Origin of the sequence: Nesterenkonia haasae (assembly GCF_010119385.1) — a bacterium.
GTDB classification, from domain to species: Bacteria; Actinomycetota; Actinomycetes; order Actinomycetales; family Micrococcaceae; genus Nesterenkonia; species Nesterenkonia haasae.
This window is the reverse complement of record NZ_VFIE01000019.1, coordinates 46,889-62,490: the sequence shown is the minus strand read 5'-3', so window position 1 is coordinate 62,490 and position 15,602 is coordinate 46,889. Positions and strand designations below refer to the sequence as shown.

Annotated in this window: 14 protein-coding genes and 3 riboswitches; of the genes, 9 read left to right on the top strand and 5 right to left on the bottom strand. The window is 60.2% G+C overall.

Annotation, left to right across the window (positions count from 1 at the left end; translation table 11 throughout):
- Positions 1-41: 41 nt before the first annotated feature.
- Positions 42-1,112 carry an L-glyceraldehyde 3-phosphate reductase gene (gene mgrA / locus FH975_RS06900; RefSeq protein ID WP_328821808.1) on the top strand — a complete coding sequence of 357 codons (1,071 nt, stop codon included), beginning with the start codon at positions 42-44 and terminating at the stop codon, positions 1,110-1,112.
- 34 nt (positions 1,113-1,146) lie between these two features.
- Here mgrA and FH975_RS06895 read toward each other — a convergent pair whose 3' ends face one another.
- The 4 genes from FH975_RS06895 to FH975_RS06880 all read right to left on the bottom strand — a co-directional run bounded on the left by FH975_RS06895 (position 1,147) and on the right by FH975_RS06880 (position 5,851).
- Entirely contained in the window at positions 1,147-2,034 is an 888-nt protein-coding gene (locus FH975_RS06895) for a carbohydrate ABC transporter permease (RefSeq protein ID WP_162320684.1), read from the bottom strand.
- Positions 2,027-2,854: a carbohydrate ABC transporter permease gene (locus FH975_RS06890; protein WP_328821807.1), complete on the bottom strand. Its 828-nt coding sequence runs from the start codon at positions 2,852-2,854 to the stop codon at positions 2,027-2,029. Before FH975_RS06890 ends, FH975_RS06895 begins: the two co-directional genes overlap by 8 nt.
- 148 nt (positions 2,855-3,002) lie before the next feature.
- Positions 3,003-4,352: an ABC transporter substrate-binding protein gene (locus FH975_RS06885; protein WP_162320683.1), complete on the bottom strand. Its 1,350-nt coding sequence runs from the start codon at positions 4,350-4,352 to the stop codon at positions 3,003-3,005.
- A 59-nt stretch (positions 4,353-4,411) separates the two neighbouring features.
- On the bottom strand, positions 4,412-5,851 hold the full coding sequence (locus tag FH975_RS06880) for an LLM class flavin-dependent oxidoreductase (protein ID WP_268896686.1): 1,440 nt from the start codon (positions 5,849-5,851) through the stop codon (positions 4,412-4,414).
- Positions 5,852-6,059: 208 nt separating this feature from the next.
- A riboswitch (SAM riboswitch) is annotated at positions 6,060-6,180 on the bottom strand.
- Positions 6,181-6,348: 168 nt separating this feature from the next.
- Positions 6,349-6,437: riboswitch (SAM riboswitch) on the top strand.
- 6 nt (positions 6,438-6,443) lie between these two features.
- Here FH975_RS06880 and FH975_RS06875 point away from each other — a divergent pair.
- The 8 genes from FH975_RS06875 to FH975_RS06840 all read left to right on the top strand — a co-directional run bounded on the left by FH975_RS06875 (position 6,444) and on the right by FH975_RS06840 (position 14,577).
- Entirely contained in the window at positions 6,444-7,352 is a 909-nt protein-coding gene (locus tag FH975_RS06875) for a methionine ABC transporter ATP-binding protein (RefSeq protein ID WP_162320681.1), read from the top strand.
- On the top strand, positions 7,352-8,026 hold the full coding sequence (locus FH975_RS06870; RefSeq protein ID WP_162320680.1) for a methionine ABC transporter permease: 675 nt from the start codon (positions 7,352-7,354) through the stop codon (positions 8,024-8,026). Before FH975_RS06875 ends, FH975_RS06870 begins: the two co-directional genes overlap by 1 nt.
- A 42-nt stretch (positions 8,027-8,068) precedes the next feature.
- Positions 8,069-8,953 carry a MetQ/NlpA family ABC transporter substrate-binding protein gene (locus FH975_RS06865; protein ID WP_162320679.1) on the top strand — a complete coding sequence of 295 codons (885 nt, stop codon included), beginning with the start codon at positions 8,069-8,071 and terminating at the stop codon, positions 8,951-8,953.
- 12 nt (positions 8,954-8,965) lie between these two features.
- The gene (locus tag FH975_RS06860) at positions 8,966-10,201 is read left to right on the top strand and encodes an acyl-CoA dehydrogenase family protein (RefSeq protein WP_162320678.1); all 1,236 of its coding nucleotides are present in this window, start codon (positions 8,966-8,968) and stop codon (positions 10,199-10,201) included.
- An 87-nt stretch (positions 10,202-10,288) separates the two neighbouring features.
- A riboswitch (SAM riboswitch) is annotated at positions 10,289-10,378 on the top strand.
- Positions 10,379-10,390: 12 nt separating this feature from the next.
- Entirely contained in the window at positions 10,391-11,233 is an 843-nt protein-coding gene (locus tag FH975_RS06855) for an ABC transporter ATP-binding protein (RefSeq protein WP_162320677.1), read from the top strand.
- Positions 11,234-11,309: 76 nt separating this feature from the next.
- Positions 11,310-12,362, top strand: a complete 1,053-nt coding sequence (locus tag FH975_RS06850; RefSeq protein ID WP_328821805.1) for an aliphatic sulfonate ABC transporter substrate-binding protein — start codon at positions 11,310-11,312, stop codon at positions 12,360-12,362.
- The gene (locus FH975_RS06845; protein ID WP_162320675.1) at positions 12,359-13,162 is read left to right on the top strand and encodes an ABC transporter permease; all 804 of its coding nucleotides are present in this window, start codon (positions 12,359-12,361) and stop codon (positions 13,160-13,162) included. Before FH975_RS06850 ends, FH975_RS06845 begins: the two co-directional genes overlap by 4 nt.
- 11 nt (positions 13,163-13,173) lie before the next feature.
- Entirely contained in the window at positions 13,174-14,577 is a 1,404-nt protein-coding gene (locus FH975_RS06840; protein ID WP_162320674.1) for an LLM class flavin-dependent oxidoreductase, read from the top strand.
- Positions 14,578-14,588: 11 nt separating this feature from the next.
- Here the strand turns inward: FH975_RS06840 and FH975_RS06835 are convergent, their stop codons facing one another.
- Positions 14,589-15,560 carry an endonuclease/exonuclease/phosphatase family protein gene (locus FH975_RS06835; protein WP_162320673.1) on the bottom strand — a complete coding sequence of 324 codons (972 nt, stop codon included), beginning with the start codon at positions 15,558-15,560 and terminating at the stop codon, positions 14,589-14,591.
- Positions 15,561-15,602: the final 42 nt, after the last annotated feature.

The window sequence follows — 15,602 nt, the reverse complement described above, 5'->3', positions numbered from 1 at the left end:
ACAGTAGCCCCAGGGAGTCCCAACACAATGAAGGAGTACCAGTGACACAGTCTGTGGATGTATCCGCTTGGGGTCAGGAGACCCATACCCCCTACGCGGCAGCCGAGGATCGGTACTCACAGTTCAATTACCGGCGCGTAGGACGCAGTGGTTTGCTGCTGCCTCCGATCTCATTGGGCCTGTGGTGGAACTTCGGAGATTCCACTCCCTTCGCCAATCAGCGCGAAATCATCCGGCACGCCTTCGACGCCGGGATCACTCACTTCGATCTGGCCAATAATTACGGTCCCCCCTATGGTGCGGCGGAAGAGAATTTCGGACGCATCATGGCCAAAGATCTCAAGCCCTACCGCGATGAACTGGTCATCTCTTCCAAATCCGGGTGGGATATGTGGCCTGGACCGTACGGGAATTTCGGGTCCCGAAAGTACACTCTGGCCAGCTTGGATGAAGCCCTGGGCCGGATGGGACTCGACTACGTTGATATCTTCTACTCCCATCGGGTGGACCCAGACACCCCACTGGAAGAGACCATCGAGGCGTTGGACGCCGCCGTGCGTTCTGGCAAAGCCCTCTATGTGGGGATATCGTCTTATTCAGCGGAACGCACCCGGGAGGCCGCGCGCATCGCCCGGGAGCTGGGCACTCCATTGGTGATTCACCAACCCGCCTATTCCATGCTCAACCGATGGGTCGAAGACGGCCTGCTGGACACCCTGGAGGAGACGGGGCTGGGGTCGATTGCCTTCACTCCGTTGGCACAGGGGCTGCTTACTGATAAGTACCTCAAGGACCCGCAGGCAAAGCCCTCCGGAGGCCGGTCATCTTTGCTGGGTCACCACCTCAGTGACGACAACCTCAACAGGTTGCGGCAGCTCAACGACGTCGCTGCAGCGCGTGGGCAAACCCTGGCTCAGCTGGCTATCGCGTGGCTGCTGCGTGATGGCGGTGCCACTTCAGTCCTACTGGGGGCCTCGTCAACTGCGCAGTTGGACGAGAACCTCGCAGCTGTGAGCAACACACGTTTCTCGTCCGAGGAGCTCACCGCCATCGATACCATCACGCAGGGGGACACGGGCATCAACATCTGGTCGGTCTCCTCCGAACTCTGAGCCGCCGGAACCCCGCCTATGGGTGCGGGCGGGGTTACTTCACTGCACCTGTTGTCAGTCCCTCGATGAGATAGCGCTGCAGAATGACAGCCACGGTGAAAACTGGGATCACGGCGATCAATGAGGACGCGGCGATCCGGCCAAAGTCTTGGACCCGCTCGCTGAGCATCCCGGCCAACAGCACGGGTACCGTTTGGCTGTCCTGACTTTGAGTCAGGAACGTGGCGAAGAGAAACTCGTTGTAGTTCAGAATTGCGGCGATCACACCGACCGCTATCAGGGCCGGCGCCAACATGGGAGTGACCACACGCAGCAACAGCTGCCCCTCATTGGCTCCATCGATTCGTCCAGCTTCTTCGATCTCCACAGGAATGCGGCGGATGAACCCGTCGAGCAGCCAGATGGCCACAGGCACATTGATCAGTGCGTAGACCAGGGTCAAGCCTTCTAGAGTGTTCGTCAGACCCAGGATGCGCAAGAGTGTCAGCAGCGGGATGATCGCCACGATCGGAGGAAGCAGCCAGGGACTCAGAATGAGACCAGCTAGTGCCTTGCCCCCCGTCCGGTGTCTGGCGATTGCCCAGGCGCCTGGAAGAGCCAGCAGCAGCGTCAGGATCGCACCCCCGAAGGCTGCCCCGAGTGAGTTGAGGACCCCACGCGGAATCGCAGAGTCCCACGCGTTGGACCAGTTGCTGAAGGCCGGCTGGGTGGGCAGCAGAATCCCTGAGGCGATCTGCCCCTGAGTCATGAAAGATATGGACAGCAGGTAGAGCAACGGCACCAGGACCACCACGACGCTGAGCCCCACCCAGGTATTGGCGAGCAGTGACGGACGTGGTTTGCCCGGGGTAGGCAGTCTGGTGCGGAACCGGCGGGACGTGAGCGCCTGAGCAGCCCGGGTGGTGTTCGTAGTGTCAGTCATTGCGGAGCCTCTTTGAGATCAGGAAAACGGGAATCGTGACCACAGTGACCACAACCGCCAGCAGAAGTGTGATGGTCGCCGCGATACCCACATCGAAGTTCTGCAGGGCAGACCGCCAGATGAGGAACGCTGGCACCTGCGTGGAGGACCCGGGACCTCCTGAAGTCATCACATAGACCAGGTCGAAGACTTTGAACGCCAGAATGAGCCGAATCATGAATGCGGCGACGATCGTGCCGGCGACTGCGGGCAAAGTAATGTGTCGGAACATCTGGTAGCCGCTGGCACCATCCAGCTGGGCGGCCTCAATGATCTCTGGCTGTTGGCCCAGCAGGGCGGTGAAAACCAGCAGCACCACCAACGGCGTCCACTCCCACACATCAGCCAGCGCCACTCCGAAGATCGCCCATGTGGTGTCCGAAAGCACCGCGTAGGTGCCCGAACCCGGAGTAAAGCGGCGAATCAGGGTGTGCAGAAGTCCACCCGAAGGGCTGAAAATGAAACCGAACAGAATGCCGACGACCACTGGAGGCACAATCATGGGTAGCAGCAGGACAGTCCGCACGAACGCTCCCGCGTGCAGTGACCGCCACAGCGCTACGGCGGTGACGCTCCCCAGGATGGTGGAAGCAATCGCTACTCCGAAGGCATAACCGGTGCCCAATGCCAGGGAGTCGCGAACGGCAGGTGACCCTACCGCTGACTGAAAATTGGCCACACCCACAAACTCTTGGAACGGGTTGCCCAAACTTGACCGGGTCAGGGCGGCCGAGGCGATGAATACTAGCGGGTAAGCCGCCAGTACCAGAAGAACCAACACGCTGGGACTGATGAAGATCCGATGGTACACCTGTGCCCGGGGGCGCCGCCGCCTGGGACTTCCGGAACTATTCGGAAGCCCAGGCGGCTTGGCAGCAGCAGAGGGCTCTGCCATCGAGCCGTGTTGGTAACGGGGCTCCGCAGAGATATCAGTCGACAAGGAGCCTCTCCCATTCGCTTTGGACCGTGTCCAAAGTCTCTTGGGCCGAACTGCGCTGGCCGGAGAGGTGGGCAGCGAGTTCATCGGTGAGGACCTGCGCCGCTTCAGTGGCGTTTTGGCCGGTGGGCCATGCCAGGGCGCCATGCAGCGTGGAGGCGTTGACTTCCTGAAGTTCGGGGAACTCCTCACCATAGGTTTCGTCTTCCAGAGAGGAAATACGGTTGGGGTCGATGCCCGTCGGAGGCAGGGCGGTCAGAAGTTCAGAGTTGACCTCGGTGGAGGCAGCCCATTCGATGAACTGCTGGGCCAGATCGGCGTTGTCCGTATTGCCCGCGACTACCCAGCTGAATCCTGCGACGAGTGACGCGCGCGGATCATCCTCGGCGTCGGCGCGTGGCAAGTACGTCACACCCCACTCATCGATGACCTCAGAGCCTGAATCAGGATCCTGAGACCGGACACCGAGGTCGGTCCAGTTCTCGATAAAGGCCACATTGCCGGCGAACCATGCGGAATTTCCAGCACCGAAGTCGGTCTCGGCGGGAGTGGGCAGGGCCTCGTCCCAGATGTCCTCGAGAGCTTCCAGAGAGGCAACGGCTTCCGGGGAGTTGATGGCGGGGTTTCCGTTCTCATCGAGGAACTCGCCACCAAAGCCTGCTAAACGGTTGGCAAAGCTGGCGCCGAGAATGAGCGGTGACTGCTCACCGAAGACTGCGGCACCGTAGACGCCGTCGTCGCTCTCATTTTCGGTGATGGTCGCTACCTGCTCGGCATATTCATCCCAGGTGGCTGGTGGTGCGTCAAACCCATTGCGTTCCAGAATCTCTGTGTTGTAGAACAATGCGTGAATGTCACCGTCGAAGGGCAGTCCGTAAATTTCGTCCTCAACATACGCATAGGGCTCCCAAATGGTGGGAATGAAGTCGTCCACGTCAATGTCTGGGCTTTCTTCAACGAACTCCGTGATGGGCTGGATGCTGTTGTCGGCGGCAAGGTCGCCCAGGGAGACGTACCAAGGGGCCGAGACATCGTAGACATTGGCACCCGACTGCTGGTCCAAGGTCAACTGGGAGGCTATCTCGTCGTAAGGAACTGTCGTGACATTCACAACGACGCCGGTCTCCTCCTCAAATCCCTCAGCGAGCCAGTCACCGGCCCCTTCATGGGAGGCGTTGAGCAGAATGTTGAGTTCTTGACCCTCATGTTCACCGGCGAATGCGTCTCCCTCCGCTTCGGCGCCGGCACTGGCGCATGAGGCGAGCGTCAGGGCCAGGATTGAGGTGCTGGCAGTCAGGGCCACGCCGTGTCTGCGGCTCTGCGAGTGATTCTTCTTAGTCATGGTGCTCCTTGATGTGTGGGGTGAGTCGGTGGTGTCACCGGTAGTGGGTTTCTTGGCGCTCAGCGGCGCAGAAGCTCGTCTTTGGGGGTTTCTGTGGCTGCGGCTGTCAGGTGAGCGAAGGCCCCGCGGTAGGCAGCTGCTGGATGGGAGTCGGGAAGCTGATCGGATCCGGTAAGGCGTGCTCGTAGGCTGGTGGGACTGCTCGTTTCTTCAGCGGCTCGGGCTAGTCCACGGTCGCGCAGCACCGGCAGCACATGGTCTATGAACTCGTCATAGGAACCCGGAATCGTAGAGTTCATGACATTGATGCCGTCGATCCCTGCGTCCTGCCACGCGGCAAGCTCATCTGCGATCTGGTCCGGGGTGCCCACCACCCGAGTGGATTGGGCGCGGAAGTGCGCAAGGTCACGCAGCGTGACCCGGCCGTTGGGAGCGATCTTCTTGATCTCGGAGAGATGGCCCTGCGCGCCTTCGGTGTGTTCGAGGTCTTCCAAGGGAGTGTCAATGGGAAGGTGTCCGACATCTACCCCGATGCTGCCGGCCGTATGGGCGATCAGGGCGTGATCGTCAATGGCGTCATCCAGATTTCGAGCTTTTTCCTGAGCTTCGGTTTCGGTCGCTCCAATGACAAAGGACAGGCCCTGAATAAATTTCACATCCTCCGGTCGACGGCCGAATCGGGCGGTGCGCTCGCGGACATCCTGTGCGTGGGCGGCAGCAATGTCTCGGCGTGGAGCCATGGAGAATGTGGCCTCGGCATGAGCGGCAGCCACATCTCGGCCGCGGTCGGAGGACCCGGCTTGGAACAGGTACGGGGTCCGTTGTGGGGACGGCGACGAAAGGTGCGGGCCCTCTACGGAGTAACGTTCACCGGCGTGGTTGATTTTGGCTACTTTGGCCGGATCTGCGTGGAGACCGTGCCCGCGGTCGTGGGAGAAATTTTTGTCCTGCAGGAGGGCTCCATCCTCCCATGACCCTTCCCAGAGCTTGTAGCAGACCTCGAGGTATTCTTCCGCCCACGCGTACCGATCGTCGTGTTTGGCCAAGCCGCTGGCGCCGAAGTTCTTATGGGCGTTCTCCTGCGAGTTCGTCACGACGTTCCACCCCACCCGGCCGCCGGACAGATGATCGAGGGTGGAGAGCTGGCGGGCGAAGGTGAAGGGATGAGCCTGAATTACCGAGGAGGTCAGAGCAAGACCGATCCGGTCGGTGACGGCCGCCAGTGCGGACAACAAAACCAGCGGATCATTGGAGGGCACCTGGAGACCCCTGCGCACATGAGAGGCCCAGCCGCCCTCATGGTCACCGTAGAGGCCGACCACATCAGCAAAGAATGCGATGTCAAAACCTGAGTTTTCAAGTTTCTTGACCAATGAAACCCAGTGGGGCAGTTCATTGAAGCGATGCTGTTGAGCCTCCTCGAGCCGCCACGCACCACCAATAATGTGACTGGTGGTGTTCATGAGAAAGGCACTGAGTACGAGTGGCTGGCGGGACAATCTGACCTCCGAGGGTTCTGGACATGGGTAGAGATGGCGGCTGCATAGGGCCGGGGTGCAAAAAATGCCAGGGTGCAGCAGCGCCGAGGAGTTGGTGTGCTTCCCGGGCTCAGGTACGGGCGGAACAGAGCAGAGCGGTGCCGCGCAGGGGCATCCCGTTGTTCGGGCCTCGAAGCACTGTAGGCGCTGAAATGTTCACTAAAGATCTCTCCCATCGGTCCTGGCGGTAGCACCCGGCACGAACGCTGGCTCCCTGGCTTGGAAGCACGTCGAACCCCGGGTTGCTGCGGCCTCACTGAGCCAGATCTCTCAGCCGCTCGGGATGGTTACCCGGAAACAGTACGACTCAATCCATGGAAAGATCAAACACAGCGTCACACTCTGAGACATAGGTTCTGCGCCTGGTGGTGGAGTGATTCACCACAAACCCAGTAGGTGACATTCTGTGAACGCGGTTTGACGCGGGGATATGTTCAGCACGTAGAGTACGGTGTTGTACACCATCCAGAGCGACCGAGGGATCTGGCCCGCAGACGTCGCAGCAACCGGCCGTTATGGCAAGGTGCTAACGCCAGAACGATGGAGATAGCTCATGATTTCGCTTCGCGGTGTGTCCACGACGTTCGCTGCCGGCGGCAAGGAACCGATTGTGGCAGTCGATGATGTTTCTTTGGAGATTCCAGATGGAAGTATCCAAGGGATTATTGGCTTCTCTGGGGCTGGAAAATCAACGCTTCTGCGGAACATCAATCTTCTCGAACGGCCCACCACGGGACAGGTATGGGTCGGTGACACGGAGCTCACCGGGCTGAACGCCGAAGGACTCCGTCGAGCCCGCCATCACATTGGCATGATCTTTCAGGGTTTCAACCTGGTCAATAACCTCACCGTGCTGCAGAACGTGGAACTTTCGCTGAAGTTCTCAGGTGTGAAGGACAAGACTGAACGACGTCGGCGGGCAGCGGAGGCCTTGGAGATTGTTGACATCACGGATAAGACCAAGAACTATCCGGCACAACTCTCCGGCGGGCAGAAGCAACGGGTAGCGATCGCGCGCGCGCTGGCCACCAAGCCTGAGGTGCTGCTGTGTGATGAACCGACCTCTGCCCTTGACCCGTTTACCACTGCCACCGTCTTGCAGTATCTGGCCGATATCAACACTGAGTTCGGTATCACGGTGGTGATCGTGACCCATGAGATGGAAGTCATCAAAGCACTTGCCGATCATGTCGCGGTAATGGAGGAGGGGCGTGTGGTTGAGAAGTTTCCCGCCACGGAATTGCGCCGGGAGGGTTTTGCCCCCACGACCTCAATCGGCCGCTACCTGGTGTCCGACGGGATCAGTGTCCGGCGGGCCGGAACATCCGGGGTGTCAGAGGGCTTCGACCCCGCTGCAGAAGGAGTGCAGTACTACGACCAGCAGGTTGACCCGCAGCGCCGCGATGAGGTTGCTCCGCGTGAGAACAAAATCTTCGCTGCGGTCGAGGGAGGCCTGCGCTGATGAGCTTCGACGTCGTTCTGGAGCGCCTGCCAGAAATTAATCAGGCGATGCTGGAAACCTTCGCGATGATTGGGGTGGCGATCCCACTGGCTGTCCTGCTGGGCACTCCACTGGGCATCTGGCTCTGGAGTCACGCTCCGGCTGGGCTTAAGCCCACGCCGAAGTCACATGCGGTGGTCTCTGCGTTGGTCAACATGGTCCGCTCTTTCCCGTTCCTGATCCTGCTCATCGCGATTATCCCCTTCACGCGGCTGATTGTGGGCACTTCCGTGGGGACAGCAGCAGTGATCGTACCCTTGACGATCAACGCGATTCCTTACTTCGCACGGCTTGTGGAGCAGAACATCACTCAACTGGGCACTGGCGCCGTCGAGGCTTCGCGAGCTATGGGTGCCACGCGAGGACAGATTATTCGCAATGTGCTCCTCGTTGATGCCAAACCGGCGATCATCGGGTCCATCACCATCACCACTGTCAGCTTCATTTCGTACTCAGCCATGTCGGGTCTGGTCGGAGGCGGCGGTATCGGCGATCTCGCCATCCGCTACGGCTACTACCGGTATGAGACGGAAACCATGGTCGTGGCGTGTGTACTGATGGTCATTCTGGTGACCGTCGTTCAGTACGGCGGCACCCGCGCCGCCCGCTGGACTGATAAGCGCGTCTCCGCCTGACGCTCTTCGTTTTTATTTTCCCTCGTATCAGAAAGAGAAACAATGAACGTTCGACGCCGCCTGCTCACCTTCACCGCCGCCCTGCCAGCATTGGCGCTGACCGCCACCGGCTGTGGTCTGGCGGGCGAGGATGAAGAGACGATCAGCATTGTGGTCACCGAGTCCGCCCCGTTCCAGGAACCCGCGGAGATCGCTGCGGAGCTCCTCGAAGAACAGGGTTACGAGCTCGACATCACCTATATGACTGACATCAACCAGCCCAACCAGGTGGTGCAGACAGGTGAGTACGAGGCTAACTATTTCCAACACCTGGCTTATTTGAACAACTTCAACAACTCAAATGACACCGAGGTTGAGCCCCTGTTCTCGGTCTACTACGCCCCTTCGGGGCTGTTCTCGCTGGAATACGACGACATTGACGACATTCCCGAGGGGGCCGAGGTCAACCTCCCGGTGGACCCGTCCAATAATGGACGAGCGTTGCAGCTGCTGGCCGACGCCGGGCTCATTGAGATCGATCAGGAAGTCTCAGTGATCGAACTGACCCAGAACCACATCACCGAGAATCCGCGAGACCTCCAGTTCGTTGAGACCGATCAACAGTCTGGGGCCCAAGTGCTGCCCGATGTCGACCTCGGTTTCGCTTTCGTCCGACTTGTTGCTGAGGCCGGATACGAGGTTGATGAGACTTTGGTTCACCTCGAGGATGGGCGCGATGAGGTGCGCACGCCTTTCACCTGTGTTGTGGCGGTGGGGCCCGAGGGTGTGACAGAAGACCAGGCGCAGGCCCTACAGGACGCCTTCCAATCACCCGAGGTGGAACAGTGGTTTGAGGAGTATCAGGGTGGCGTCATCGACTACGCCGATTTCATCACCCTGGATAACGCTGAAGAGATCTGGACTGACTTCACCAGTGGCGACGCCTGAGGACGCTCACCAGTGAGAGCTGCCACCGAGTACCCAAGCGTCATCCCTCGCGAACTGCTTGCACAGATCGCAGGCGGCGCTGTAGAGCGTGACCTCCACCGAATCTTGCCGTTCAAAGAGGTGAACGTCCTCGATGAACACCGTTTCGGTGCCATGCGGGTGCCCGGCCGCTTCGGCGGTCCCGATGTCAGTGTCGAACAGCTCATCACAGAGGTGATCGCACTGGCGGAAGCCGATTCCAATATTGCCCACCTGTACCGGGGGCACTTCGGATTTGTGGAATCTCTGCGATTCCAGGCTGAAGAAGTTCAGGATGTTTGGTACTCCCGCATCCTTCAGGGCGTGACGGTAGGCAATGCCTCTACCGAAAGTGGCGGCAATGCCCTGGGAACCCTGAACACTCAACTCACCACCGTCGAGGATCGGTCCACTCTCACGGGGGAGAAGGCCTACTCCACCGGAACCATCTTCTCTGACTACACCCGGGTCTCTGCCGCGTCTGGTGAGGGAGAGCATGGACGGCGTTTCGCCGTGGTGGCATGTGATGCTGAAGGTGTGACGGTAGTCGACGATTGGGATGGATTCGGTCAGAAACTCACGGGTACCGGAACTACGCAGTTCGATGATGTTCACGTTGACAATCTCGCTGTCTTCGACAGAGTCGCAGGCTCTCACGAAGCCGTCCATGAGGCTGCGTTCTTCCAGCTGTATTTGCTAGCAGTGCAGGTAGGAATTGCTCACGCTGCCATCAGGGATGCCACCGCAACCTTGCGCAAGCGCACTCGGACTTTCAATACGTCGGCAACAGGGGCAGCATTTAAGCAGGATCCCTTAATTCAACAGATCATCGGTCGGATGTCCTCCAAAGTTTTCGTGGCCGAGGCCGCTGTTCTGGAAGCTGCCCGGATCCATGACCGCGCTTTGCGTTCTGGTCTCGAAGCGGGAACACATGATCCTGATTTCGCAGGAAGCCTCCCGACGGAGGTCTACGATGCGGAGATTGCGGTGGAAAAGGCGCAGGTGACCGTCCCTGACCTGGTCCTGAGCGTCACTCAGGAGCTGTTCCAGACGGTGGGGGCCTCCGCCACGCTGAGGACCAAGGCACTGGACCGCCACTGGCGCAACGCGCAGACTATTGGCACGCACAATCCCATCGTCTTTCGAGCCCGGTCGATCGGAGACTATGAGATCAATGGCACGCTCCCTGAGGGGCTCAACGCGATCGGAGACTCGGGATCGGCCGGGTGAGCGAACATTCTTACGACTTGTGACGTGACCGCCACGGTGCTTTTGCGGATCACCAGGCTGAACAATTACAGTTGCTCCCGTTGTACTAAACCATCCAGAGCGACTGAGGGATCTGGCCCGAAGACGTCGCAGCAACCGGCCTATGCGGCAAGGTGCTAACGCCAGAGCCGATGGGAGTGATTATTTTCCATGACGTCTGCACCTGCTGTTGACCGTAGGCAGTACGCTGCTGCGTCCACTCAGTCAGTGGTTCCTCCGGAGTCCGTTGCCGCCGAGTCCCTGTCCGTGACCTTCAACGATGTCGGCCGCGCGTTCGATGGTCGCACCGTACTGAGGAATGTCTCACTGACCGTGACTCCGGGAGAAGTCGTCGCGATCCTGGGATCCTCCGGCTGCGGCAAATCAACTCTGCTCCGAGCCGTCGGAGGGTTGGATGAGGGCTTTACCGGTGACATTGTCATAGGGGACAGCCCCGTGACTCGCTATGACGAGCGCACAGCAGTCGGTTTCCAAGAGCCACGCCTGCTTCCCTGGCGCAGCATACGCAAGAACGTCGAGCTCGGACTTCCTCGCGACCTCAGCAAGAGTGAGGGTCAATCTCGCGTTGACGAGTTGCTCGAACTAGTGGGTCTTGCCGAACGCGCACACCTACGTCCCCGCGAAATCTCAGGCGGTATGGCACAACGAGCCTCTTTGGCCCGAGCTTTGGCGCGGCAGCCGGGAGTGCTGCTTCTCGATGAGCCCTTCGGTGCGCTCGACGCGCTGACCCGCCTGAAAATGCAGGACCTCCTCCTGGATGTTCACGCCAAGACTGGCACCACCGTGCTTTTGGTGACCCATGACGTCAATGAGGCGTTGCAACTGGCGGACCGCATCCTCCTGCTGGGCGGGCGGGGGACAGCCACTGCTGAGGGAGCCACGGTGAAGTCGCTCGTCTCTGTGCCGGGAATCAGGCCCAGGGACCGCGCCGCCACTGACCTTGCTCAACTGCGCAGCGAACTCTACGCCGGCCTCGGCGTCAGCTCCCGCTGACCGGGGACCACGCCGGGTTCGGCCGGACCCAACACGATTCACTCGCATCCTACGATCCACAATGAAAGGCCCCGACGTGCCCACTTCTCTCCAGACCAGGCTCAAGCCCGCCATCGCCACCTCAGCAGCTGCGGCGCTGCTAGCGACCACTGCCTGCGGAGGAGACGATGAACTCGACACCCTCAACATCGACTTCGCCACCTATAACCCGCTTTCATTGGTGATCCTTGAGCATGGGTGGCTGGAAGAGGAACTCGAAGACCACGGTATTGACGTGGAATGGACCCAGTCCCACGGGTCGAATCGCGCGAATGAAAACCTGCGGGCAGGGAATATCCATATCGGTTCGACTGCTGGATCTGCCGCGCTGTTGAACCGAGCGGTCGGAGCGGACACCCACACCATTCTCATCGAATCCCAACCCGAATGGTCGGCACTCGTTACTCGCGAAGGCTCAGGCATCGAAAGCGCAGAGGACCTGGAAGGTGCCACCGTCGCGGCAACCCTGGCGACCGACCCGTTCTTCTTCCTCGCCCGCACCTTGGCCGAACACGGGCTCTCCCTAGATGATGTGGAGGTCCAATCACTCCAGCACGCAGACGGACGACAAGCACTCGACAACGGAGACGTCGACGCCTGGGCTGGGCTGGACCCGATTATGGCAAGTGCTGAGGTTGACGGCGCTGAACTGGTCTACCGCAACATCGACTTCAACACCTATAGCGTCATCAACGCCACCGGCGATTTCCTGGAAAACCACCCTGAGATCGCACAAATCGTCGTCGACGTCTACGAGCAGGCCCGCCAATGGGCAGTTGAGAACCCGGATGAGACAGCGGAAATCCTCGCAGAGTACGCCGGCATCGATGGTGAGGTCGCCGAAGTGGTTCTCAATGAGCGGGTCACTTTCGACATCGACCCAGTTCCGGGCGATGACCTGTACGCAGCATTGGAGCCGGTCGGGCCGTTCTTCGTGGAGAACGGAGACGTCGACAGCCAGGACGCCGTCGATGATGCCCTGGAAGACCTGTTCTGGCCTGACTTCGCGGAGGATCGCGAAGCTACGGATGCCGAAGGGGCCGAAGACGCCGCCGATGAGGCCAGCATTACTGAGGATGAAGACCAATGACCACTGCACTCGCGGCACCAGCGGCTACCCCCGGACGGGCGAAATCTTTGCCCGGTGGACGCATACTCCTAGGCGCAGCAGTGCCACTTCTCATCCTGGGACTCTGGTGGCTTGTGACAGGCCCTTTGAACCTCTTCACCCCCACGCAGCTTCCGGCACCCCAACGGGTTCTCGACGCAGGACTGGGACTGCTGGAAGATGGGGCGCTGTATGCCCACGTCGGGATCTCGGTGCAACGAGTGCTCTTCGGCTTCCTCCTCGGAGCCATCACCGGTCTGCTGCTGGGTTCCCTCCTGGGACTGTCTCGCCTGGCCGACGGCCTTCTTCACCCTACTGTCGGCGCCTTCCGGGCGGTCCCGTCCCTGGCCTGGGTGCCGCTGATCCTACTGTGGGTCGGCATCGGTGAAGATGGGAAGGTCCTGCTAATCGCCATCGGGGCCTTTTTCCCGGTCTTCACCTCGGTTCATTCTGCTCTGCGCCACGTCGACCCGCACTTGGTCGAGGCTGGCCGGGCTTTCGGCTACCACGGCACCCGACTGTTGACCACAGTGCAGCTCCCTGCCGTGGTACCTCCAGTGTTCTCAGGGCTTCGCCTCGCCTTGGCACAGTCCTGGCTTTTCCTGGTCGCCGCCGAGCTCCTCGCCTCATCCGAGGGGCTGGGCTTCCTACTGATCGAATCTCAGAACAATGGACGAGTAGACCGGCTGCTGCTGGCCATCGTCCTGCTCGCCATACTCGGCAAAACCACTGACGCTCTGCTCGGCATCATCGAACGCAAAGCCCTGAAGACCTGGGCCTGAAGGAGTACACCATGAGCTACCCCACCACCCCCACCGGTCACCGGGAGATTCTGTTCAACGCCTTCGATATGAACTGCGTGGTGCACCAGTCACCAGGCCTTTGGCGTCACCCAGAAGATCGCGCTCGGGATTACAACACCATCGGGTACTGGACCCACATCGCGAAAACTCTGGAGGCGGGCTTGTTCGACGGGCTCTTCATTGCGGATGTGCTCGGGCCCTATGACGTATTCGGCGACAACCCTGAGGCAGCATTGCGCTCCGGAGCCCAGATCCCGTTGCAGGATCCCTTCCTCCTCATTTCCGCGATGGCTGCTGTGACCGAGAACCTGGGGTTCGGAATCACCGCAGGCACCGCCTACGAGCACCCCTACCCGTTCTCTCGTCGACTCGGCACCTTGGACCACCTCACAGGCGGTCGCGTTGGCTGGAACGTTGTCACCGGTTATTTGCCGTCTGCGGCACAGAACATGGGCCAAGACGACCAGATGGAGCACGATCAGCGTTACGACCATGCGGATGAGTACATGGATGTGGTGTACAAACTGCTCGAGGGCTCTTGGGAAGACGACGCCGTCGTCGCTGATAAGGAGTCCGGGGTCTTCACTGATCCCGCAAAAGTCCACCGGATTGAACACCAGGGTGAGTTCTTCAAGACTCCTGGTATCGGCGTCGTCGAACCTTCACCGCAACGTATGCCGGTCGTATATCAGGCTGGTGCCTCCACCCGGGGGCGTGCCTTCGCCGGAAAACATGCTGAAGCCGTGTTCATCAACCCGCCCACCAAGGAGCTTGCCAAGGCCTCAGTGCAGAGGATCCGTCAGGCGGTGGCAGATGCTGGCCGTGACCCCTATGATGTCCGGATCTTCGCAATGCAGACCATTGTCACAGGAGCTGACAACGACGCCGCCCACGCAAAGTACGACGACCTGACGCACTACGTAGACGCCGAAGGTGGGCTGGTGCTGATGTCCGGATGGATGGGCATCGATCTCTCTCACTTCGATCTCGACCAGCCCATCGGCGATGTCGAATCCAACGCCATACAGTCCACCGTGGAGACTTTCCAGAAAGCCTCGGGCCGCGAGGACGAAGCCTGGACTGTTCGGCAGCTAGCTGAGTGGGTCGGCGTCGGAGGTTTTGGGCCGGTGATCATCGGGGACGGTCCATCCGCGGCCCAACAGCTGATCGAGTGGCAGGAAGAAACCGATATTGACGGATTCAACCTGGCGTATCACATCACCCCGGGCACATTTGAAGACATCGTTCAGTACGTGGTGCCCGAACTGCAGAAACTGGGCCGGTACAAAACCGAGTACACGCCCGGAACCCTCCGGAACAAGCTCTTCGGTCAGGGCGATCACCTGGCGGGCAACCACCACGGCGCACAGTTCCAGCTCAGGCGCACCCAGTGAACCAGGGGCGGCTACTGCAGGTTGCGGAGAGTGGCCCGGACCGCCAGGTGGTCTGAGGGGAACGCGTTTCCGCGCTGATCAGGGATGTGCCGGGCAGTGCCGCCATACTCAGTGAATCCCGGATCTGCCGAAGCGTCCGCGTCATCAGCAGCGCCACCTAAGTGATCTGCGGTGACAACCTCCATACCCAGCACAAAAATGAAATCTATACGGTCCCTGGGTTCATTCTCCAAGGTTTCGATCTGCGACCAGCTCAGACCCGGAGCCTGCATCGGGTCCGGGTGGACGCTCCGGAACGCGTCGGTGTAACCGGCGTCCAGGAACTTCTGGGTCGCCGGCCACTGAAGCTGGGGTCGGTGTTCTCCGGTCCAGTCGAGCCCGGAGGGCACGTTGAAATCTCCCGCGACAATCACCGGAATATCACCCAAGTCAGCCCGGAGACGCTCGGTCTCCGCCAGGATCCGTTCGGCCTCAGCAGTGCGCTTCTGCTCACCGGGCTGGGCCAACACCTCCGCAGCGTTCTGGGGGAGTTCATCGCTGCGGTACGGGCCATAGTCCCAGGCCGCCAAATGGACTGACCAGGCCAGCACGTCCCCGCTGCGCGTCTGGACCAGAGCCGCAGTGGCATAGGAGGCAGTATCGGTCTTCAGCAGCCGAATCGGTGAGGAGCTGAGCACAGCGCAGTCGTAGTCCTGCTGGGCTACGGTCATTCCCGTCCTACGCCCCAATTGCAGACCGGCATTGCCGAAGCACTCTTGGAGGAAGACGATATCGCAGTCTTCAGCATCCAGCACCGCCGTCTGCTTCGCCTCCGCTTCAGAAATCTCCCGGCCACCGAACCAAATATTCCAGCTGAAGAGTTTCAGGGAGCGCAGTTCGCGCAGTTTCTCTGCGAAGGCCTCCTCAACAGGAACGGCCGTGTGATTGACGGACTGCGATTTGCTGGATCCAGTGTCTAATAGCGTGTCTTGCGGGCGGCGCATAGTGGTAGGTTCTCTTTCTCTTGAAATATCAGGAAACGGGCG